The sequence below is a fragment of the Haloarcula taiwanensis genome, from assembly GCA_002844335.1.
In the GTDB taxonomy this organism is placed as follows: Archaea; Halobacteriota; Halobacteria; order Halobacteriales; family Haloarculaceae; genus Haloarcula; species Haloarcula taiwanensis.
This window is the reverse complement of the sequence record CP019154.1, coordinates 183,930-204,599: the sequence shown is the minus strand read 5'-3', so window position 1 is coordinate 204,599 and position 20,670 is coordinate 183,930. Positions and strand designations below refer to the sequence as shown.

The 20,670-nt window shown below is 66.9% G+C and carries 17 protein-coding genes and 1 pseudogene; 14 read left to right on the top strand and 4 right to left on the bottom strand.

Annotated elements, in window-relative coordinates:
* The 3 genes from BVU17_01065 to BVU17_01055 form a co-directional block, all read right to left on the bottom strand.
* Window positions 1–1,890 (bottom strand): hypothetical protein, encoded by a 1,890-nt coding sequence (locus BVU17_01065; GenBank protein AUG46182.1) that lies wholly within the window; start codon window positions 1,888–1,890, stop codon window positions 1–3.
* A gap of 206 nt (window positions 1,891–2,096) precedes the next feature.
* On the bottom strand, window positions 2,097–2,729 hold the full coding sequence (locus tag BVU17_01060) for a hypothetical protein (protein ID AUG46181.1): 633 nt from the start codon (window positions 2,727–2,729) through the stop codon (window positions 2,097–2,099).
* Between the two features lie 33 nt (window positions 2,730–2,762).
* Window positions 2,763–3,890, bottom strand: a complete 1,128-nt coding sequence (locus tag BVU17_01055) for a hypothetical protein (protein ID AUG46180.1) — start codon at window positions 3,888–3,890, stop codon at window positions 2,763–2,765.
* A 238-nt stretch (window positions 3,891–4,128) separates the two neighbouring features.
* Here BVU17_01055 and BVU17_01050 point away from each other — a divergent pair, with 238 nt between their 5' ends.
* The 14 genes and pseudogenes from BVU17_01050 (at window position 4,129) to BVU17_00985 (ending at window position 17,873) form a co-directional block, all read left to right on the top strand.
* On the top strand, window positions 4,129–4,986 hold the full coding sequence (locus tag BVU17_01050) for a hypothetical protein (protein AUG46179.1): 858 nt from the start codon (window positions 4,129–4,131) through the stop codon (window positions 4,984–4,986).
* Window positions 4,987–4,992: 6 nt separating this feature from the next.
* Complete coding sequence (locus tag BVU17_01045; GenBank protein ID AUG46178.1) at window positions 4,993–6,738, top strand: cobalt ABC transporter ATP-binding protein; 1,746 nt, start codon at window positions 4,993–4,995, stop codon at window positions 6,736–6,738.
* Entirely contained in the window at window positions 6,735–7,544 is an 810-nt protein-coding gene (locus BVU17_01040; protein AUG46177.1) for an ABC transporter permease, read from the top strand. The genes BVU17_01045 and BVU17_01040 overlap by 4 nt, the downstream gene beginning before the upstream one ends.
* A gap of 131 nt (window positions 7,545–7,675) precedes the next feature.
* Window positions 7,676–8,425, top strand: coding sequence for a 2-phosphosulfolactate phosphatase (locus BVU17_01035; GenBank protein ID AUG46176.1), 750 nt, complete (start codon window positions 7,676–7,678; stop codon window positions 8,423–8,425).
* A 3-nt stretch (window positions 8,426–8,428) separates the two neighbouring features.
* The gene (locus BVU17_01030; protein ID AUG46175.1) at window positions 8,429–9,199 is read left to right on the top strand and encodes a histidinol phosphatase; all 771 of its coding nucleotides are present in this window, start codon (window positions 8,429–8,431) and stop codon (window positions 9,197–9,199) included.
* A gap of 279 nt (window positions 9,200–9,478) precedes the next feature.
* Complete coding sequence (locus BVU17_01025) at window positions 9,479–10,585, top strand: pyruvate dehydrogenase (acetyl-transferring) E1 component subunit alpha (protein ID AUG46174.1); 1,107 nt, start codon at window positions 9,479–9,481, stop codon at window positions 10,583–10,585.
* Window positions 10,582–11,580 (top strand): alpha-ketoacid dehydrogenase subunit beta, encoded by a 999-nt coding sequence (locus BVU17_01020; protein ID AUG46173.1) that lies wholly within the window; start codon window positions 10,582–10,584, stop codon window positions 11,578–11,580. Before BVU17_01025 ends, BVU17_01020 begins: the two co-directional genes overlap by 4 nt.
* 3 nt (window positions 11,581–11,583) lie before the next feature.
* A complete protein-coding gene (locus tag BVU17_01015; GenBank protein AUG46172.1) occupies window positions 11,584–13,224 on the top strand; it encodes a branched-chain alpha-keto acid dehydrogenase subunit E2 in 1,641 nt (546 codons plus the stop codon).
* 143 nt (window positions 13,225–13,367) lie between these two features.
* A pseudogene (locus tag BVU17_01010) lies at window positions 13,368–13,675 on the top strand (hypothetical protein).
* A gap of 39 nt (window positions 13,676–13,714) precedes the next feature.
* On the top strand, window positions 13,715–15,133 hold the full coding sequence (locus BVU17_01005) for a dihydrolipoyl dehydrogenase (GenBank protein AUG46171.1): 1,419 nt from the start codon (window positions 13,715–13,717) through the stop codon (window positions 15,131–15,133).
* A 142-nt stretch (window positions 15,134–15,275) separates the two neighbouring features.
* Window positions 15,276–15,905 (top strand): hypothetical protein, encoded by a 630-nt coding sequence (locus tag BVU17_01000; protein ID AUG46170.1) that lies wholly within the window; start codon window positions 15,276–15,278, stop codon window positions 15,903–15,905.
* 227 nt (window positions 15,906–16,132) lie between these two features.
* Window positions 16,133–16,948, top strand: a complete 816-nt coding sequence (locus tag BVU17_00995) for a prephenate dehydratase (protein ID AUG46169.1) — start codon at window positions 16,133–16,135, stop codon at window positions 16,946–16,948.
* Window positions 16,949–17,010: 62 nt separating this feature from the next.
* Window positions 17,011–17,418, top strand: coding sequence for a heat-shock protein (locus BVU17_00990; GenBank protein AUG46168.1), 408 nt, complete (start codon window positions 17,011–17,013; stop codon window positions 17,416–17,418).
* A gap of 2 nt (window positions 17,419–17,420) precedes the next feature.
* Window positions 17,421–17,873 carry a peroxiredoxin gene (locus tag BVU17_00985; protein AUG46167.1) on the top strand — a complete coding sequence of 151 codons (453 nt, stop codon included), beginning with the start codon at window positions 17,421–17,423 and terminating at the stop codon, window positions 17,871–17,873.
* Window positions 17,874–17,905: 32 nt separating this feature from the next.
* Here the strand turns inward: BVU17_00985 and BVU17_00980 are convergent, their stop codons facing one another.
* On the bottom strand, window positions 17,906–20,581 hold the full coding sequence (locus tag BVU17_00980; GenBank protein ID AUG46166.1) for a leucine--tRNA ligase: 2,676 nt from the start codon (window positions 20,579–20,581) through the stop codon (window positions 17,906–17,908).
* Between the last annotated feature and the right edge of the window lie 89 nt (window positions 20,582–20,670).

Genomic DNA, 20,670 nt, shown 5'->3' with positions numbered 1-20,670 from the left:
TCAGACGTTTCGAATCCGGTGGTAGGAGTCCGGGAGCGCCTGCGCGTCCTCGGGGAGGAGCGCGACGACGAGGAAGTCCGTGTATGGCCTGACGTACCCCACCAGGTCGCTGATTCGCTCCGAGTCGATGGCTTCCAGCGAGTCCAGCAGCATGAACGGGACCGTCTCGTACACCTCGTGGACGAGGTAGCCGGCGAGGGCGAACACCAGCCCCGTGACCTCGCGCTCGGACTCGCTGAGGTGCTCAATGACGTCCTCGTAGGTCGTTCCGTCGTCGGTCCGGCGGACGATGTGGAGGACGAACTCGCTCTCGGGGAGCCCGGTCCCCGACCCGTCTTCCTCGGGCTGTCGTTCGATCCAGATGCGGGCGAGCCGCGAGTAGTCGAGGACGTCCAGCACCTGGCTCATGTGGTCGTTGAACTCCGCGACCGCGGCCCGTTCGAGGCGTTCGATATGCCCCCGAAGCGACGCTATCTCCGCGTCGATGTCGTCCCGCCGAGCGACGAGGTCCTCGCGCTGGTCGAGTTCGCGCTGCAGGGCGTCGATGTCCTCGGCGACGGTCGCCCGGTCGGACCGGAGCTGTTCGAGTTCGAACTCCAGGCGGTTGACGGCGCGGTGTCGGTCGAGCGTGTCGGACTGGGCCGGCGCGTCGGGGCCGCCGACCGACTCCCGGACCGCCTCGACCTCGCTCCGGAGGTCCTCACGGCGCTGTTGAAGTTCCTCGACGCGGCGGGCGCGGTCGTCGCGTTCGGCCGTGAGTTCGTCCAGCCGGTTTTCGAGGTCCTCGCGCTGGCGCTTGCTCTCCCGGAGCTCCGCCTGTCGGTCGAGCAGCGCGTCGATGCGCTCGCTGACCGCGGCGCGTTCCTCGCGGCGCTCCGACTGGAGCGTCCGGAGCTGGTCGACCGTCCGCTCGATGTCGGCGGGGTCGACGGCCGACCCGCAGGTCCAGCAGACGACCCCGTCGGACTCCGACCGGTCCGCGGTCGGCGGCCGTGGAATCGAGCGGTCGTCGCCCTCGAGCAGGCGCTCGTTGAACTGGATGGTCTGTTGGAGCTCCGTGATGTCGGAGTCGAGGCGCTGTTTCCGCTCACGGCAGTCGGACAGCTCGGACGCCACCGCGTCCAGTTCCTCTTCGGGGGCCGCCGGGAGGTCCGAGAGCGACCGTTCGAGGTCCGCACACTCCTCGCGGACGGCGTCGAGGCTGTCCCGTTCCGCTTCGAGTTCGAACTCGACCTGGTCGAGTTCCGTTGTCAGGTCCTGCAGCGTCTCGAGCCGGTCGGTCGGGTCGCCGTCGGCCGCGGTCGTCCGGTCGAGGTCCCGGCGCGCCGCCTCCAGGTCGGCCTCGGTCGACTCGATTTCCGCGTCGAGTTCGTCCCGGCGCGCCCGCAGGTCCGGCAGGTCCGACTCCAGCGACGACAGTTCCTCGAGCCGCCGACCGATTTCCCGGCGTTCCGAGCGCAGAGACTCGATGTCGCGCTGGATAGACTCGGTGTCGACCGGCCGCATGAGGACGTCACGGAGGGCCGCGTCCTCGGTGACGGCCTGTCGCGCCTCGTTTGATTCCAGCAGGAACGCGAACAGTTCGGCGACGGTCACGTCCGCGTCGAGGTACGGCGACCCGTCGAACGTGACCGCGCCGTCCTCGCGCGTGAGCGTGCGCGTGTACGACTCGCCACGGAGGGTGAGTTCCACCGAGCCCGCCGCCGCGTCGCTTTTCAGCGACGGCGCTTCGCTGCCCAGCGCGGCCATCAGGCCCTGGAGGAGCGAGGTCCGGTTCGTCGCGTTCCGTCCCGTGAGAATCGAGACGCCGGCAGCGAGCGTCACCTCGGTCGATTCGATACCGCCGACGTTCTCGACGTGCAGTTCCGCCGTCTCGGAGGACGGAGCCATGCGTCAGCCCAGGCGCGAACCGCTGAAAGTCGTTTCCGTCCGAGCGGTAAACCCGTTACAGCCGTACGACTGGAACGGGTTTCGCGGACTCGTCGAAACAGCCGGACGTGCAGCCAGTCGCCGGTCCGGCCGAGGCCCGCAAATCCTGTTACAGCCGTACGTGTGGAACGGGTTTCGAGTCAGCGGCGAAATCACCCGACGGCGACCTACTGGCAGTCACAGCCGCCCCGCGAGAGCAGGTCGTGGAGTTCGTACTGCGCGTCGCAGGTCGGGCAGTGGACCTGCACGTCGACGTACACGTCGGCGTCGTCGACGGTGAGTTCGCCCGCGTTCGAGAGGTCTTGGACGGTCCCCTCGGTGACGCGTTCGAGTCGGCCGACGAGCCTGTCGAGGCTCCGCTTCCGGCGGTCGAGGGCGTCACCGTCGTCAGCCCGCTCCGACGGCGGCGTCACTCCGCGACAGGAGGTGAGATACGAGCGGACGGCGCGGTGCGAGACGAAGTCGGAGCGGAGGGCGTCGACGTCGAGGCCGCTCCGGCGGAGGCGGTGGCGGGCCTTGGTGCGCGCGCCGGTCGACGCCTCGTCGTCCGTGAGCAGGCGGTACAGGTTCGCCGCTTCGCCGTCGAGCGGGGCCTCGTTCTCCGCGGCGAGGGCCGCCTCGACGAGGCGATGGTTGAACTCGGTCGCCAGTTCGCGGAGGCTGGCCCCCGCGTCGCCGTCGGCGGTCCAGCGGCGTTCGAGGGTCGCGCCCACGCCGTCCAGGTCGTACTCGTCGATGAGCCTGCTGACCTTGTTCTCGGGCCCCCGCTTCGACCCGCTCGTCGCGTCGGTGTCGGTCACGGCCGAGGGTACGGCAAGCGAACACTAAACCGTTTAGCGAGGCGAGCGTGCGTCCACCGGGTCGAAATCGGGGAGCGGGCCGCTGCTGGCGACCCGCAACACGACGGTGAAGACGGCACCCCCGGTCTCGGCGTCGGCGACCCGAACGTCGCCGCCGAACTCCGCGACGAGAGTCTTGACGAGATAGAGCCCGAACCCGGAGGTCGGCGGCCCGTCGCCGGACTCGGTCCTGGCGAAGACGGCGTCTTTCCGGTCGTCGGGAATCCCCGGCCCGTTGTCGGCGACGCGGACGTGGACGGCGTCGCCGACCCGCTCGGCGCTGACGCGGACTGTCGGCGTCGCCGCGTCGTTGTGTTCGACGGCGTTCGTCAGGAGGTTCCGGAAGACGGCGGGGAGCATGCTGTGGGCGACCACGTCGACGCGGGGGAGCGAGCCGTCGATTTCGACCCGCGCGCCGTCGTACCGGGCCCGTAGCTTCTCGACCTCGCCCTCGATGGTCGGGGCCAGCGACCGCCGTTCGAGGTCGACCGTCTCGGCCGTCGTCAGCGCGTCCGTGAACTCCTCGGTGGTCTCGGTCAGGTCGATGATGCCGTTCGCGGCGGCGACGATTCGGCCGAGGCAGTCGTCGGCATCGGCCCCCGCCTCGCGCTGGAGCACCGAGGCCCACCCCCGGATGACCATCGTGTCGTTCCGGACGTCGTTCCTGAGAAGGCGGTTCAGCACCTCCAGCTGGTCGGTCCGGGACTGGAGTTCCTGTTCTCGCTCCCGGCGAGCGACCGTCCAGCGATAGATACCGACGACCAGCAGGACGGTGCCGACCGCCTGCGCGCCGTTCTCGAACAGGAGCCCGTAGGCGTTCGGGGGGCTGACAAACTCGTCCAGGAAGTCCGTCAGCGCGAACAGGTGGAAGACGGTGAGCCCGCCCATCAGCGGGCGGTACAGTCGCCGCTCCGGGATGCGCTGGACGACGAAGACGGCCGCGAGGAGCGCGAGCACGACCGCGCCCTCACCGACGACGTCGGGGAGCGCGTGGGCGGTCTCCCAGGGCCAGAGGAGCAACTGGACGAGGACGTACAGCGCGGACCCGGCGACGACGGCGCAGGCGGGCCAGTAGGTGTCGGCGAAGGTCTCCCAGTCACTCCCGTCCGAGAGCGGACGCATCGTCGTATCGTCCTCGAAGCGGCCATCTAAGGGTGACTATGAGCACTCTATCGACGACATTGGAATATATAGACCGGCTCGTAGCGTACTGCCTGCGCGTGGCGAGCGACGGAGTGCCGAGAGCAATTGTTCGAACGTATCGCCATATAGACGTATACAGAGCTGTTGTCGACCAATAGCTATCAGAGTACTATTATAAGCGTTCAAATAGGGAACCAGATGTCGGTTGGGCTGAAGCATGAGCGCAACGTCGACCGCGTCAGAGAGCTGGTTCACGTTCGACAAACAGGACATGATGGTGTTCATCCTCGTCATGTCCCTCACGGGGTTGCAAAACGCCGTGACAGAGATACTCCCGGAGTTCACGCTGGGGCCGCTCGAACTCGGGGTCGGTGAGTTCGTCTTCATCCCCGTCGTCCTGGTCCTCCTCTTTCGGACCTACTGGGCGGCGCTCGCCGTCCCGGTCGGCGAAATCGTGTTCGGCGAAATCCTGCTGGGCGAGTTCGACGGGCTCGGGGCGATGGAGGGGGTCCTCCTGATTCCGGTCTGTTACTACTTCGCCGCGAAGCTCCTGCAGGACCCGGAGAACACGACCCAACTCGCCCTCGTCGTGTTCCTCGCGGAGGGCTTAGAGGAGTTCTTCGCGATGTTCATCGACATCGGCAAGGTGTACGTCGGCGTCGAGGAACTGGAGGCCGTCCCCGGGCTCCCCGAGAGCATCCTCGTGCTGGAGGCCGTCGACCTCGTCACGCAGATGGTCATCACCGGCATCGTCTTCGGCGTCATCCCGGCGCTGTACCTCTACCCGAAGCTCCACGGCAAGGTCGAACCGCTGCTGGGGATGGAGCCCTACGAGGGCGAGCGCGGGGCCTCGATGTGGCGCGGGTTCTCCGCGAAGGCGTTCCTCGCGATGCTTGTGGCCTTCCCGCTGGCGTTCGTCGCCGAAGCGGCCAGCGAGGTCGGCGGCGCGATAAACGTCGTCTGGGAGCCCGAATTCCTGGAGGTGTACGGCCAGACCTTCATCGCGGTCCCCATCGCGGTCTCGGCCGTCGTCGCCGCCGTCGTCTGGTACCGAGCGACCCAGCGGCCGTCCTGAACAGCGATGGACGAAACACACGACGCCGCCATCGTCGTCGACGACCTGTCGTTTCGCTACCCCGGGACCGACGAGAACGTCCTCGACGGGGCCGACGTGACCATCGAGCCGGGCGAGTTCGTCGCCGTCGTCGGCGGGAACGGCTCCGGCAAGACGACCCTCTGTAAGTCGTTCAACGGCATCGTCCCCCACTTCTACGAGGGGACGTTCGACGGGCGCGTCACGGTCGCCGGGCTCGACACCGCGAGCAGTTCGGTCGCCGAACTCTCACAGCACGTCGGCTACGTGTTCCAGGAGTTCGACAATCAGCTGGTCAACCCCACGGTGTTCGAGGAGGTGGCGTTCGCGCCGCTGAACTACGGCCGGGAGGACTACCGCGAGCGGGTCCACCGCACACTCGACCTGCTGGACCTCGACGGGCTCGAAGACCGGTTCATCTGGGAGCTATCGGGCGGCCAGAAGCACCTCGTCGCCCTCGCGGCGGCGCTGTCGCTCGACCCCGAGATACTCGTCGTCGACGAGCCGGCGGCCCAACTGGACCCCGTCAACGCCCGGTCGACCTACGAGCACCTCACCGACCTCAACGCCGACCACGGGAAGACGGTGGTCACCATCGAACACCACACCGAGTTCATCGCGGAGTACTGCGAGAGCGTCGTGCTGGTCGCTGACGGAGCGGTCCAGTGGAAGCTCCCGGTCGAGGACGCGCTGAACAGGCTCGACGACCTCCGGGCACAGGACGTCCACCCGCCGCAGGTGACCCGCGTCGCCGAGCGGGTGTGTGACGACGACGGGGACCTCCCCGTGACCGTCGCCGACGGCGCGGCGCGGTTCGAAGGGCGGGCGGCCGGCGGCGCGCGAGCAGACGGCGCGGTCGAACCGTCCCCCGCGTCCGCCGCGGCCGACGCCGGGCGGGAGCCGGTCATCTCTCTCACGGACGTGTCCCACAGCTACGAGACGCTCCGCGAAGGGACGCGACAGGCGCTCGACGGCCTCTCGCTGGACCTCTACCCGGACGAGCGGGTCGTCCTCGTCGGAAGCAACGGCGCGGGCAAGTCGACGCTGCTGCGCCTCGTCACCGGCATCGAGCGCGCCGACACGGGCGAGGTGACCGTCGACGGCGTCGACGCCGGGGCGGCGCTGCCGGAGACGCTCGCCGAGGACGTGGTGTACGTTCACCAGAACCCCGAGGAGATGTTCATCGAGGACGAGGTGCGCGCCGACGTGGCCCACTACCTCCGCGACCGTGGGTACCCGGACGTGGACCAGCGGGTCGACGACGTGATAGAGTTCCTCGACCTCGACGCGCTCCAGCACCGCGACGGCCGCCTGCTGAGCGTCGGCCAGCAACGGCGCGCCTCGCTGGCCATCGGGCTGGCGACGGACCCCTCTATCGTCCTGCTCGACGAGCCGACGGGGAGCCTGGACCTGGCGAGTCGGGCGGAGGTCGGGCGGACCATCGACCGGGCGGGCCAGCGCGTCGAGACGGTCGTCGTCGCGACCCACGACCTCGAACTGGCGGCGTCGTGGGCGACCCGCGTCGTCGTCCTCGACGAGGGCCGGGTCATCGCCGACGGACCGCCGGAGACAGTCTTTTCGGACGCCGAGACGCTGGAACGGGCGAGCCTGCGACCACCGCAGGTCGTCCGGCTGAGCGAGCGCCTCGGGCTCTCGCCCGCGCCGTTGACCGTGGAAGACCTCGCGAGTCGGCTTGAAACCGCCGAGAGCGCCGCCGTGGAGGCCGAGCGATGACGTACCTCGACGGGCTCCGGGACGCCACCTCGGTCGACGCCATCAAGAACGACCTGCTGAAGACGGCCTACGAGAACGAGGGGTCGTTCCTGCACCGACTGGACCCCCGCGTGCTGTTGCTGTGGTACGTCGTCTTCCTGTTCGTCCCGTGGCTGTTCTACGACGTGGGCGTCCTGCTGGCCCTGCTGGCGTTCGTCTCGCTGCTCGCGTACGCCTCCCGGGTGAGCCTCGTTCTGGTCGCGCTGATGGCGTTTACCGTCGCCTCGACGCTGGCGTCGTACGCCGTCGTGACCGCCTTCACGGGCGACCCGCTGGCCGCGATACGGGCGCTGATTCCGTTCACGCTGAAACTGACCATCATCTCGGTGTCGAGCCTGGCTGTCTTCTCCAGCATGGGGCCGAAGACGCTCGCGCGGGGACTCCGGAGCCTCGGCATCCCCCGGCAGTTCACGTTCCTCATCACGTACGGCTACCGGATGCTGCCGGTGCTGTTCGAGGAGTACCACGACCTCGTCAACGCCTATCGGCTCCGCAGCGCCGCGCCGGAGTCGCCGGGCCGCTTCCGGTGGCGACACTACGCCTACCTGCTGAAAACGTCGATGCGGGCGTTCTATCCGATGATATTCAACGTCGCGAAGCGCAGCCGGGTCACCGTCGAAGCGATGGAGACGCGGGGGTTCTCACACTCCCTGCACGACGAGGCGAGCAAGGAACTGCAGTTGGCCGACATGCGGGTCCGGCCCCGCGACGTCGGGTTCTTCGCCGGGTCGCTGGCCGTGGTCGCAGTCATCGCCATCGCGCTGTGAGCGCGGCCGCCAGCGTCCGGCGCTCCCGACCGGCAGGGACCCCGTCGGCCGAAAAAACGGCTATATAGACGTATGCAGCCTAGTATAGCACTCTTAGTTCGAATTAAATAACGTGGAGAAAACCTGCACATATGCGCTTGGTTTCCGACGGCGAAGACGACCTCGAAGCGGAACTGCTGGAGACGATGATTCCGGCGCGGGCACAGATTCCCGACGACCCCGAGCCGGGCAACTACGTCGTCGTCGACGTGGCCCAGTTCTCGACGACGGTCCCCGAACTGTTCGCCAACGGGGCGGAGTACATCTACATCACCGAAGAGCGAGGCAACGAGCCCGACTTCAAGGCCGAACACCCCCGCGCGAAAATCGGCGGCAGTTCCGGGCCGAACTACGAGGGCGAGGAAGGCTACGACTTCTTCAACTCGCCGAGCTTCGTCCAGGACGTGGACGTGGCCGGCCGACCGACGGCGATGACCTCGACCAACGGCGGCAACGCGGTCACCGACCTCCGGCTCGCGGGCGGCGACGACGTCGACGTGTACGTCGGCGGTCTGACCAACGGCAAGGCCGTCGCCGAACACCTCAGGGACAGCGACCGCCGGGCGTACTTCGTCGGCGCGGGGTCGAACGGCAAGCCCTCTCCCGAGGACCTCGCGGGGGCGCTGTACATCGCGCGACACCTCCACGAGCGTCCGCCGACAGAAGAACAGCGCGCGGTGTTCCGCGAGATGGTCACGTTCGGGAAGGGGCCGAAGTACGAGCGAAAGCCCCAGGTCAAGCGGACCGACCTCTACGAGTACACCCTCGACTTCGACAGCCGCGAGGTCGTCCCGAAGCTCGTCGACCAGCGCCTGGTCGACGTGAGCGACGGCGGCGAGTGAGCGATGGACGCCGACGGACACGCCCACACGACGTTCTCCGACGGGTCGGCGCTCGGCGACATGGTCGCGGCCGCCGAGGCCGCCGGGCTCGACGCGCTCGGGCTCACGGACCACTGCATCGTGACCGACGACCCGTTCGGGCGGCGCGAGCGCTACGACCTCGTCGAGACGTACGCCGACCGGCGGGCGGTCATCGACGAAGCGCGAGCGGGGACCGACCTGCGGCTGTACGACGCCGCCGAGGTGAGCTACGTCGAGGGCGACGAGGCCCGTATCGGGGCGTTCCTCGACCGTGCCGAGTTCGCCTACACCATCGGCAGCGTCCACTTCGCGGGGCCGTACGACTACACCAGCGCCAGCCAGTACGCCGACCTCGACAGCGCGGACCGGCGCGCGGCGGTCGAGCGGTACTACGACGCCGTCGTCTCGCTCGTGGAGTCGGAGCTGTTCGAGGTGCTCGGTCACCTTGACCTCCCCGAGCGGATGGGGGCGCTCCGGCGGTACACCACCCGCGAGGACTACGAGCGCGTCGCCGCGGCGCTCGCGGACTCGCGGACGGTCCCCGAACTAAACGCGGGCCGGGTCCACCGCTCGCTGGGCCGGGTCCACCCCGACCCGGCGGTCCTCGACGTGTTCCGCGAGGCCGGCGTCGAGTTCGTCCTCGGTACCGACAGCCACGCGCCGGCGGAACTCCGCGAGCGCGTCCCCGTTCTGCGCGACGCGGTCAGGGACGCGGGGCTAGAGCCGCTCCCGCTGGGGACGCTCGTGGACTGAGCCGAAACATCGGACCGGCCTATCCCGGCGGCTGGTCGGCCCTGCGAGCGACGAGTACGGCAGACACCGGGTTCGACGCGTCGTCGGTCCGGGCCCACACCGACTGATACATCCGAGTTATCGGTGATAAATTTTCCAGAATTAAAGATGCCTTAGAACATCTGAAGCGCCCATATAGTCAGTAATACCCACGTCGGATATATTTTTCAGCGCCGCGAAAGCTCTAAACGTAGTGCGAGTGAACAGTCGGCGTATGCCACTTCGAGGGAGGCGGTTTCTATGAGTGTCCTCCAGCGCGACCCAGCGGACAGGGTACAGATTCTCGACGAAGACGGAACAGTAGTCGACGGCGCAACCGTCCCAGACCTCTCGGACGACGAACTGGTTGAGATGTACCGGTATCTCAAACTCGGCCGGCACTTCGACCAGCGGGCGGTGAGTTTGCAACGGCAGGGCCGGATGGGAACCTACCCCCCGATGTCTGGACAGGAGGCCTCGCAGGTCGGCAGCGCCTTCGCGCTGCGAGACGGCGACTGGGCCTTCCCGAGCTACCGAGAACATCTCGCGATGTACGTCAAGGGATGGCCCCTGGCCGACGACCTGTTGTACTGGATGGGGTCTGAGTCGGGTAATTCGCCGCCGGAGGACGTGCAGGCGTTTTCCTTTGCAGTCCCAATTGCGACGCAGATTCCGCACGCAACCGGGGCCGCGTGGGCATCGAAACTCAAGGGCGATGACACCGCTGTCCTCGTGTACTTCGGGGACGGTGCGACCTCCGAGGGCGACTTCCACGAAGGCCTGAACTTCGCGGGCGTGTTCGACGTTCCAGCGGTGTTTTTCTGTAACAACAATCAGTGGGCGATTTCGGTGCCGCGGGAGCGCCAGACCGCCAGCGAGACGCTCGCACAGAAGGCCAACGCCTACGGTTTCGACGGCGTGCAGGTCGACGGCATGGACCCGCTGGCGGTGTATCAGGTGACTCGGGAGGCCGTCGAGAAGGCGCACGACCCGCCCGGGGACGGGCTCCGCCCGACGATGATCGAGGCGGTGCAGTACCGCTTTGGCGCACACACGACTGCCGACGACCCGTCAGTGTACCGCGACGACAGCGAGGTCGAACGCTGGAAGCAGAAAGACCCTATCCCGCGGATGGAGACGTTCCTCCGGGACCGGGGCCTGCTTGACGACGAACGGGTCGACGCTATCGACGAATCGGTTCAGGATGAGGTGGCCACAGCCATCGACGAGGCCGAGGCGACCGAGCGACCGAAACCGGAGGAGATGTTCGCGGACGTGTACGCGGAGATGCCACAGCGACTCGAACAGCAGCTAACCTACCTCGAAGAACTGCGCGAGCGACACGGCGACGAGGTGCTACTGGAATGAGTACACAGGACGCAGCGACACAGAGTTTGACGCTCGTACAGGCCGTTCGTGACGGCCTCTACGGCGAGATGGAACGGAACGAAGACGTGGTCGTGATGGGGGAAGACGTCGGGAAGAACGGCGGCGTCTTCCGGGCGACACAGGGCCTGCATGAGGAGTTCGGTGACGACCGAGTCATCGACACGCCGCTCGCGGAGGCCGGTATCGTCGGGACGGCCATCGGCATGGCCGCCTACGGGCTCCGGCCGGTTCCGGAGATGCAGTTCTCAGGGTTCATGTACCCCGCATTCGACCAGATTGTCAGCCACGCCGCCCGGCTTCGGAACAGGAGCCGCGGCCGATACAACTGCCCGCTTACTGTCCGCGCACCGTACGGCGGTGGCATCCGCGCGCCGGAACACCACTCCGAATCCAAGGAAGCGTTTTACGTTCACGAGGCGGGGCTGAAGGTGGTCGTCCCGTCGACGCCGAAGGAGACAAAGGGGCTGCTGACGGCGGCTATCCGGGACCCGGACCCTGTCATCTTCCTCGAACCGAAGCTTATCTATCGGTCGTTCCGCGAGGAGGTCCCCGACGACCCATACACGGTTGAGTTGGGTGAAGCGAAGACCCGCCGTGAGGGAAGCGACGTGTCCGTGTTCACCTGGGGCGCGATGACCCGGCCGACGGTCGAAGCTGCCGAAGAACTGGCCGAGGAGGGCATCGACGCCGAAGTGATCGACCTGCGAACGCTGTCGCCGATGGACACCGACGCCATCGTCGAGTCGTTCAAGAAGACCGGGCGAGCGGCCGTCGTTCACGAAGCCCCCAAGACCGGCGGGCTGGCCGGCGAAATCATCGCCACGATTCAGGAGGAAGTCCTGCTGTATCAGGAGGCCCCTGTGACCCGGGTGACCGGCTTCGACGTGCCGTACCCGCTGTACGCGCTGGAGGACTACTACCTCCCCGAACCCGCCCGCATCAAAGACGGTATCAGAGAGGCAGTGGAGTTCTGACGCATGTTCGAGTTCAATCTCCCGGACCTCGGGGAAGGGGTCGCAGAGGGTGAGGTGCTGACCTGGCACGTCTCGCCGGGCGACGCCGTCACCGAGGATCAGGTCCTCGCGGAGGTAGAAACCGATAAAGCCGCCGTCGACGTGCCGTCGCCGGTCGACGGCGTCGTACGGGAACTGCACGCCGAAGTCGGCGAGATGGTACAGACCGGTGAGGTGCTCGTCACTATCGAGGAAGCGGGCGACGGCGAATCGGCTGACGCGGCGGCTGGGGGTACGGATGAGGCTGAATCGGCGGGTGCCGACACAGCACAGGCCGATAGCGGTGCGGGCGAAGCCACAGCGGCCGATGCACCGGACCAGTCGGACGCAACCACGGCCGACGGTCGCGTGTTCGCCTCGCCGAGCGTGCGCCGGCTCGCCCGTGAGAAAGGGGTCGACATCGCGGCCGTCGACGGGAGCGGGCCGGGCGGCCGCGTCACCGAGGGAGATGTCGAGGCGGCCACGGCATCAGCCGGCGAGACGGCTGGCAGTGACGACGGTCCGACGTCGGTTGTCTCGAAGGCGTCGGACGACGGGGACGGCCCGACCGCAGTAGTTTCGCAGGTCGACGATACGGGCGATACAGGCGACGGGGATGCTGTCAAGTCAGCCGTCAGAAGTGTCTCCGGGGACGGACAGGAGGCCGCCAGCCGCGACCAGACGCTGGCGACGCCGGCCACCAGAAAGGCCGCCCGCGAACTCGGCGTGAACATCGACGCCGTCCCGACTGACCAGACGCGGGACGGCCAGCCCTACGTCGACGAATCGGCCGTTCGGACGTACGCGGAGACCCAGCGGGCCGCACAGGCAGCCGATGCCGAAGCTGTCAGTGCCGAAGGTGGCGCGGCAGGGACGGCAGCCAAGGCGGGCGGCACTGGGGCCGACGCGACGGCCGTCGAGACAGGCGACGGCGAACGCCGCGAACCGTACCGTGGCGTCCGTCGGTCCATCGGCGAACAGATGGCTCGGTCCCGGAGAGAGGTGCCCCACGCGACCCACCACGACCAGGTCGTCGTGTCTGGCCTCGTCGAGGCCCGTGAGCGGCTCGCCCCACTCGCCGAAGAACGTGATGTCACCCTGACGTACACGCCCTTCGTGGTGAAATGCGTCGCCGCGGCGCTGGACCAGCACCCGGTGCTCAACACCGCGCTTGACACCGAAAACGAGGAAATCGTCTACAGAGACGTCCACAACATCGGCGTGGCGGCAGCGACCGACCACGGACTGGTCGTGCCGGTCGTCGACGACGTGGACGGGAAGGGGCTGGTCGAACTCGCAGACGAGATCAACGACCTCGTCGGACGGGCCCGAGAGCGGGACATCGAGCGGTCGGAGATGCAGGGCGGGACGTTCACCGTCACGAACTTCGGAGCCATCGGCGGCGAGTACGCCAGCCCGATCATCAACGTCCCCGAGACGGCGATTCTCGGTATCGGAGCGCTGAAAGAGCGGCCGGTGGCCGAAGACGGCGAGGTCGTCGCGAAACCCACGCTCCCACTCTCGCTGGCAATCGACCACCGCGTCATCGACGGGGCCGACGCGGCGCGCTTCGTCAACACGCTCAAGGAGTATCTGGCGGACCCAACGCGACTCCTGCTGGAGTAGCTGCCGGGTCGCAACGGAAAACCAGACAGGTCACAGGACAGACACGATTCGTGCTGCCCGCCACGCGAGACACATGAATCTGGTACGGATTAGCCGCGCTGTTTGTGCTGGTTCCGGGCTGTGCCGCCCTCTCCCGACTAGGAATGGCGCTGGTCGTTTCGTCGGGGTCAGTCAGTGATGGGAATCTCGGGAGTTTCTCGGCGCGTTTGCCCTGACCGTCCTCGCCAGTTGGGCGAGTGTGCTGTTCAGCCTGCTTCTCACGGTCGGCCTCTTTTTCTACAGTCGACAGCTCCGGCGGACTGACCGAGACTGGTCCCCGACACCGCTGTCTGCGCTCGCCGGCATCGTCCACGCTGTCGGAACAACACTGTTCGCGACGTTTGTGGTGTCGGTGCCGGTCGTCGGCTACTACCTGTATCGGCGGCGGAGGCGAGACACGTCACCAAGGTGAAGGGCGATAGCTTTTCACGGACCCGGACGAGGCACCGCTATGGTCGTCGGAGATGTCACTACGGGAACGGAACTGCTTGTTATCGGCGGCGGTCCGGGCGGCTACGTTGCCGCCATCCGGGGCGCACAACTGGGACTGGACACGACGCTCGTTGAGCGGGACGCCTACGGCGGGACCTGTCTGAACCACGGCTGTATCCCCTCGAAAGCACTCATCTCGGCCTCGGACGTCGCCCACGATGCCCGGCAGGCCGAGGAGATGGGCGTGTTCGCGGACCCGGCCGTCGACATGGCCGGGATGACAGAGTGGAAGGACGGCGTCGTCACACGGCTGACACGAGGCGTCGAATCGCTGTGCAAGAACGCCGGCGTCAATCTGATCGAGGGCACTGCCGAGTTCGTCGACGACGGGACGGTCCGAGTCGCTCACGGCGGCGAGGGGCAGGGCTCGGAGTCGCTGTCGTTCGAACACGCCATCGTTGCGACGGGAAGCCGACCGATGGCGGTCCCGGGCTTCGAGTTCGACGGGGAACACATCCTCTCTTCGAAAGACGCGCTCGCACTCGAATCGGTCCCCGAGAAGCTGCTGGTCGTCGGCGCGGGCTACATCGGCATGGAGCTTTCGACGGTGTTCGCAAAGCTTGGCGCCGAGGTCACCGTCGTCGAGATGCTCGATGACGTGTTGCCCGGCTACGAGGACGATATCGCGGCGGTCGTCCGCGACCGCGCCGAGGAGCTGGGGATCGATTTCAATTTCGGCGAGGCGGCCGACGACTGGGACGAGACAGAGGAGGGCATTCGCGTCCAGACCGTCGACGAAGACGACGCGGTCACCGAGTACAACGCCGAGAAATGTCTCGTCGCGGTCGGCCGCGAGCCGGTCACGGAGACGCTCGCGCTGGAGAACATCGACCTCCAGACGGACGAAAACGGCGTCATTCCGACCGACGACCAGTGCCGAACGGCGTTCGAGTCGGTGTTCGCAGTCGGCGACGTGGCCGGCGAGCCGATGCTCGCTCACAAGGCAATGGCAGAGGGTGAGGTTGCTGCGAGAGCCGCCGCCGGCGAACCGGCCGCGTTCGATCATCAGGCGATTCCCGCCGCGGTGTTTACCGACCCTGAAATCGCGACCGTCGGTATGACTGAGGCGGAGGCCGAGGCGGCGGGCTTCGAGCCAGTCATCGGACAGATGCCGATACGGGCCAACGGCCGTGCACTCACCGTCAACGAGAGGGAAGGCTTCGTCCGCGTCGTCGCCGACGCCGACGAGGAGTTCCTGCTCGGGGCACAGATTGTCGGTCCGGAGGCGTCGGAACTCATCGCGGAACTCGGGTTGGGCATCGAAATGGGCGCGCGGCTTGAGGACATTGCTGGGACGATCCACACGCACCCGACGCTCTCCGAAGCGGTCCACGAGGCGGCCGCGGCGGCACGCGGCGAGGCGGTCCATACGCGCTAAGACCGTTCTGGACGGGGCCACCAGAGGGTGATTTAAACACAACTCTGGAGCGGTTTACCGACAGCAAGTCTGAATCTTGCACCGTGCAAAAGGGTTATATGGTGGATTGAGTAAACTGTCGGTGAATAGGAACCGGTAAGATATGTCTACTGATTCACAACCCGACGACACCATCGCCAAAGCGATCATCTCGGGGTCGACGTATGAACGACTCCGCTACGAACGGCACTCGTATCTCAGACAGACTGTCCCGCGAACGCTGGCGCTCCAGAGCGCCCTCCTTGGCGCGCTAGCGCTGTTACTGCCGATTTACGGGCTGTATCCGGACAGCACCGCGGCGTTTCTCCCGGCAGTTGACCCCGCCGTTGCTTCGCCGAAGGTGCTGTTGCTTGGACTGTTCGGCGGATTCTTGCAGGTGTTCGGTGCGACGTTGCTCGTCGGGTCAGTCCTCTACCGCGTTCGGCTCGCCCCGCTGACCGAGCGACAGGCACACGCGGCGCTCAACGCCGAGGACTTCGCCCGCTACGTCGGTCTCGGAACCGGCGGACTGGCTATCGCGCTCTCGCTTTGCCTGTTCGCCGTGGGGCTGGGCGGCGGCGAGATGGTGTCGTCGTACATCGCGGCGATGGGTCGGAACCCGTTCGTCGCCTCCGGGTTCGGCGTCTCAGTCGCGGGCGTCTCGCTGTTCGCCTTCGTCGCCAGTGTCGCGGTCTTTTACGCCTCGCGGTATCTCCTCGTTCACCTCGCCCTGTTCCACCGCGGCGGCGAGTGAGCGCTCGACATGGGGTTCGACACCCGTTGCAGTGACGAGCTGAGCCGGCGGGGCTGTTTTCAGGCGCGCGGACGACCGTGTTCAACCCCGAACAGAACGTGGCCGCAACCGCCATCGACCTCACTGACGAGGAACTGGCGCAGTTGTCCTGACCAACGGGAGACTGCGGCGGGACAGCGCTTGCCGATGACCACCGTTCTTTTGGTTCCTACCGCTGTACCCCGGGTATGACCACTGTTACCCTGGGTCCTGAGGGGACCTACTCCCACCGCGCCGCACAGGCAGTCACCGACGACGAGATCGACTTCTCCGAGTCGGTAACCGCCATCGTCGAGGCCGTCGCCAGCGGCGAGGCCGAGCGCGGCGTCGTTCCCGTCGAGAACAGCATCGAAGGCTCCGTCACCGAGTCGCTGGACGCCTTCGCGGAGTACGACATCGCCGTCGTCGAGGAAATCATCACGCCCATCCGTCACGCCCTGCTCGCACAGGACGACTCCTTCTCGTTGGTGGCCAGCCACGCACAGGCGCTTGCCCAGTGTCGCGGCTGGCTCGACGAGCACTACCCCGGCGTCAATGTCGAGGCCGTCGCGTCGACCGCCCGCGGCGTCGAACGCGCCCGAGACGACACAGACATCGCCGCTATCGGCCACCCGGAAAACGCAACCAACGGCACTGAACTGAACGTGCTCGCCGAAGACATTCAGGACCGATCGTCGAACGCGACCCGCTTCGTCGTCGTCGCCCCGAAAAGCGAGCGCAGCGAGGCCGGCGGCAAGAGTTCCTTCATTGTCTATCCCGACGTCGACTACCCCGGCCTATTGCTCGAGCTGCTGGAGCCGTTCGCCGACCGCGATATCAACCTCACCCGCGTCGAGTCCCGCCCCAGCGGCGAGCGGCTGGGCGATTACGTCTTCCACATCGACATCTCGGCCGGGCTCTACGAGCAGCGCACCCAGGATGCCCTCGCCGACATCGAGGCCATCGCCGAGAAGGGGTGGGTCCGCCGGCTCGGGTCCTACGACTCCAAGACGGTCGTCAACTGAGCCACCAGTCATCCACCAGCCCCGCTTCAAGGGTTAAGTCCCGGGGCTGTGTACCCCCACGTATGTCTGATCGCGATCCGTTCAGTGAGATTGAGCGCGCGTTCGATATGCTCGGCGAGCAGTTCGGCGTCGACATGGGCGCTGTCCCGGTCGACGTTCTCGACGAGGGCGACGCCTTCGTCGTCAGTGCAGACCTCCCCGGCTTCGACAGTGCGGACATTGAGGTCCAACTCGTCGAAGACCGGAAGCTCACCATCAGCGCCACGTCGAGTCAGGAACGGGAGTCGACCGACGGCCAGTACGTCCAGCGCGAACGCCGCCAGCAGTCGCTGAGCCGGTCGGTTCACCTCCCCGAAGCCGTCGACGACGAGGAGACCACTGCGAGCTACGACAACGGCGTCCTCACGGTACGGCTGGCGAAGGTCGTCCACAGCGAGGACGACGACGGAACGGATATCCCGGTAAACTGACGATGGTGCTCGACCCCGGCACGGACGTGCCGACGATTAGAGCGACGAACCAGCACGGCGACGCGGTCCAGCCGGGCTTCGAGGAGCCGACGGTGCTGTATTTTTACCCGGCCGACAACACCCCCGGCTGCACGACAGAAGCAAATCAGTTCGAGGCGCACGCGGAGCGGTTTATCGAGGCCGGCGTCGAGCTGTACGGCGTCTCGACGGACAGCGTCGAGAGCCACCGTGACTTTGCTGAAGCCACCGACATCAGTTTCGACCTGCTGGCGGACCCCGATGGACGACTGTCCGAAGCGTTCGACGTGCCGCTCGTCGACGGCCGAGCACAGCGGACGACGTACGTCATCGCGCGGGAACAGGTCGTCGCCGTCTACGAGCGGGTCGGCCCCGACGGGCACGCGGCGAGCGTTTTCGAAGACCTCGTCGATACCGGGCTTGTCAGGGCCGAGTAAGCCGCGGCAGGCGAAAATCGGCCGGCCGCAGGCTACTCTTCGATGTCGATGGCCGGGCGGCCAGGACCGGCTTTGCCGACGAGGTCCGAGGCGGCCTCCTCGGGGCCCTGAACGACGACCTCGGCTCCGAACTCCCGTTCGACGAGCCACGCAGCCCGTTCGAGCGCCGTCTGTTCACGCTCGGGCGGCAGTTGCTCGTCAAGCGACTGCGCCCGGCCTGCGATTTCCTTGGCGAAGTCCGCGGCCGCCTCGCCCTGTTCGCGCAGTTCCTCGTCCTGCATGACCGTTCCGACAACGTTGCCGTCGGCATTGCGGGCGAGGTCGAGCACGCGGTGTTTCCACTGCGGTGCGACCGCGAGCGTGATGGTCTGGGGGTCCTCGATGCCGACGGTGTCAACGATGTCGCGGACGTCCTCGCGGGTGTTCTCGACCAGTTGCCGCTCCGTCTCGTAGCCGTCGGGGGCCTCGGCCGCCGGCCACTCGGCCTCGGCGATGAGGCCGTCGCGGTCCAGTTCCGCCCACATCTCCTCGGCGGCGTGGGGGGCGACCGGGGCGAGCAGTTTCGCCGCCGTCGCCAGCCCGCGCTCGAAGGTGTCGGCGTCGGGGTCGGTCGCCTCCTGGTACCGGCGCAGCAGCGACACCAGTTCCCGCACCGCCTGGAGCGCGTGGTTGAACCGGAAGTCCTCGAACTCCGCCGTCGCGTTCGCGGCGGTGGCGTCGATTTCACGGGCGACGTAGTCGGCGATGTCGCCGGCGTCGCCTGTGTCAACCTCGCCCTCAGAATACTCCGAGACCAGCGTGTACACGTTCTGGAGGAAACTGTGGGCCGACTGGACGCCCTCGGGGCTCCAGGCGAACTCCTTCTCGGGCTGGGCGGCCTCCATGATGAACAACCGGGCCGTATCGGCCCCGTACTCCTCGATGATGCGCTGTGGCGAGACGCCGTTGCCGAGGCTCTTTGACATCTTGTTGCCGTCCTCGCCCAGCACCATCCCCTGGTTCGTGAGGTTCGTAAAGGGCTCGCGGACGCCGTCGACCATGTCGAGATCGTCGAGCACCTTCGTGAAGAAGCGGGCGTACAGCAGGTGCATGACGGCGTGTTCGATGCCGCCAACGTACTGGTCGACGGGCATCCAGTCGCTCGCCCGCTCGGCGTCGAAGGGCGCGTCGTCGAGGTCCGGCGAGGTGTAGCGCAGGAAGTACCACGAGGAGTCGACGAACGTGTCCATCGTGTCCGTCTCCCGCACCGCGTCGGCCCCACAGTCGGGGCAGTCGACCTGCTTCCACTCCTCGGCGGCGTCGAGCGGATTGCCGGTGGTGTGGACGAACTCCGGCAGTTCGACGGGCAGGTCCTCGTCGGGGACCTCGACGTAGCCGCAGTCGTCGCAGTGAATCATCGGGATGGGCGTGCCCCAGTACCGCTGGCGCGAGATGCCCCAGTCTCTGAGGTTGTACTCCGTGCGGTGCTCACCGTCGAACTCGGAGACGAAGCGGTCGCGCGCCTCCTCGCTGGTGAGGCCGTCGAACTCGCCGCTGTTGACGAGGACGCCGTCCTCGGTGTAGGCCGCTTCCTGCACGTCGATGTCGTCAGGGTCGGCGTCCGCGTCTTCGGTCGGCTCGACGACCTGCACGATGTCGATGTCGTGAGCCTCGGCGAACTCGTGGTCGCGCTCGTCGTGGGCCGGCACGGCGTACAGCGCGCCCGTCCCAACGTCGGTCAGGACGTAGTCGGCGACGTAGACGGGAATCTCCTCGCTGGTGGCGGGATTGGTCGCGTACTCGCCGGTGAACACGCCGGAGGTCACGTCGAGGTCGTCCTCGTCTGCGTCCTCGGCCATCTCGATGTACTCGGCGACTTCCTCGTTGTCCGCGGCGATTTCCTGAGCGACGGGGTGGCCAGGGGCAAGCGAGAAGAAGGTCGCCCCGTGGATGGTGTCCAGCCGCGTGGTGAAGATGTCCACGTCGCCGTAGTCGCCGACCTCGAAGGCGACGCTCGCGCCCTCCTGTTTGCCGATCCAGTTGCGCTGCATCTCCCGGACGTTGTTCGGCCAGCCGTCCAGATCGTCTAAGTCTTCCAGCAGTTCCTCGGCGTAGTCGGTGATGGTGAAGAACCACTGGTCCATCTCGCGGGCCTCGATGGGGGTGTCACACCGCCAGCAGAGCTCGTCCTCGCCCTCGACCTGCTCGTCCGCGAGGACGGTCTCACAGGAGGGACACCAGTTCAGTTCAGCGGCCTGTCGCTCGACGAGCCCTTCCTCGCGGAACTGCTTGAACAACCACTGGTTCCACTGGTAGTACTCGGGCTCGCAGGTGGCGAGTTCGCGCTCCCAGTCGTAGCCAAAGCCCATCTCCGTGAGTTGCTCGCGCATCGAGTCGATGCACTGCATCGTCCAGTCACGGGGGTTGGTGTCCCGTTCCTCGGCGGCGTTCTCGGCGGGCAGGCCGAAGGAGTCCCACCCCATCGGGTGGAGGACGCTCTCGCCGCGCATCCGCTCGAAGCGGGCGTAGGCGTCCGTGATGGTGTAGTTCCGGACGTGACCCATGTGTAGCTCGCCGGAGGTGTAGGGGAACATCGCCAGGACGTACTCCGGGTCGGTCTCGTCGTCGTCGATGCGGAACACGTCGGCCTCGTCCCACGTGCGCTGCCACCGGGGCTCGACCTCGGTGTGGTCAAAGCCCCGCTCGCGTTCCTCGCCGGTCGTGGTCATGATATCGGAACATCCGATAGCGACGGTGCTATACCTTTCCCTTCGGGAGACCGGACGGCCGCCACGGGCGACGCGAGCGGGCCTGTCTG

Excerpts from the sequence above, each read along its gene's own strand:
- BVU17_01065 (AUG46182.1), bottom strand. The coding sequence starts at position 1,890 with ATGGCTCCGTCCTCCGAGACGGCGGAACTGCACGTCGAGAACGTCGGC.
- BVU17_01055 (AUG46180.1), bottom strand. The coding sequence starts at position 3,890 with ATGCGTCCGCTCTCGGACGGGAGTGACTGGGAGACCTTCGCCGACACC.
- BVU17_01050 (AUG46179.1), top strand. The coding sequence starts at position 4,129 with ATGAGCGCAACGTCGACCGCGTCAGAGAGCTGGTTCACGTTCGACAAA.
- BVU17_01045 (AUG46178.1), top strand. The coding sequence starts at position 4,993 with ATGGACGAAACACACGACGCCGCCATCGTCGTCGACGACCTGTCGTTT.
- BVU17_01040 (AUG46177.1), top strand. The coding sequence starts at position 6,735 with ATGACGTACCTCGACGGGCTCCGGGACGCCACCTCGGTCGACGCCATC.
- BVU17_01035 (AUG46176.1), top strand. The coding sequence starts at position 7,676 with ATGCGCTTGGTTTCCGACGGCGAAGACGACCTCGAAGCGGAACTGCTG.
- BVU17_01030 (AUG46175.1), top strand. The coding sequence starts at position 8,429 with ATGGACGCCGACGGACACGCCCACACGACGTTCTCCGACGGGTCGGCG.
- BVU17_01025 (AUG46174.1), top strand. The coding sequence starts at position 9,479 with ATGAGTGTCCTCCAGCGCGACCCAGCGGACAGGGTACAGATTCTCGAC.
- BVU17_01020 (AUG46173.1), top strand. The coding sequence starts at position 10,582 with ATGAGTACACAGGACGCAGCGACACAGAGTTTGACGCTCGTACAGGCC.
- BVU17_01015 (AUG46172.1), top strand. The coding sequence starts at position 11,584 with ATGTTCGAGTTCAATCTCCCGGACCTCGGGGAAGGGGTCGCAGAGGGT.
- BVU17_01005 (AUG46171.1), top strand. The coding sequence starts at position 13,715 with ATGGTCGTCGGAGATGTCACTACGGGAACGGAACTGCTTGTTATCGGC.
- BVU17_01000 (AUG46170.1), top strand. The coding sequence starts at position 15,276 with ATGTCTACTGATTCACAACCCGACGACACCATCGCCAAAGCGATCATC.
- BVU17_00995 (AUG46169.1), top strand. The coding sequence starts at position 16,133 with ATGACCACTGTTACCCTGGGTCCTGAGGGGACCTACTCCCACCGCGCC.
- BVU17_00990 (AUG46168.1), top strand. The coding sequence starts at position 17,011 with ATGTCTGATCGCGATCCGTTCAGTGAGATTGAGCGCGCGTTCGATATG.
- BVU17_00985 (AUG46167.1), top strand. The coding sequence starts at position 17,421 with ATGGTGCTCGACCCCGGCACGGACGTGCCGACGATTAGAGCGACGAAC.
- BVU17_00980 (AUG46166.1), bottom strand. The coding sequence starts at position 20,581 with ATGACCACGACCGGCGAGGAACGCGAGCGGGGCTTTGACCACACCGAG.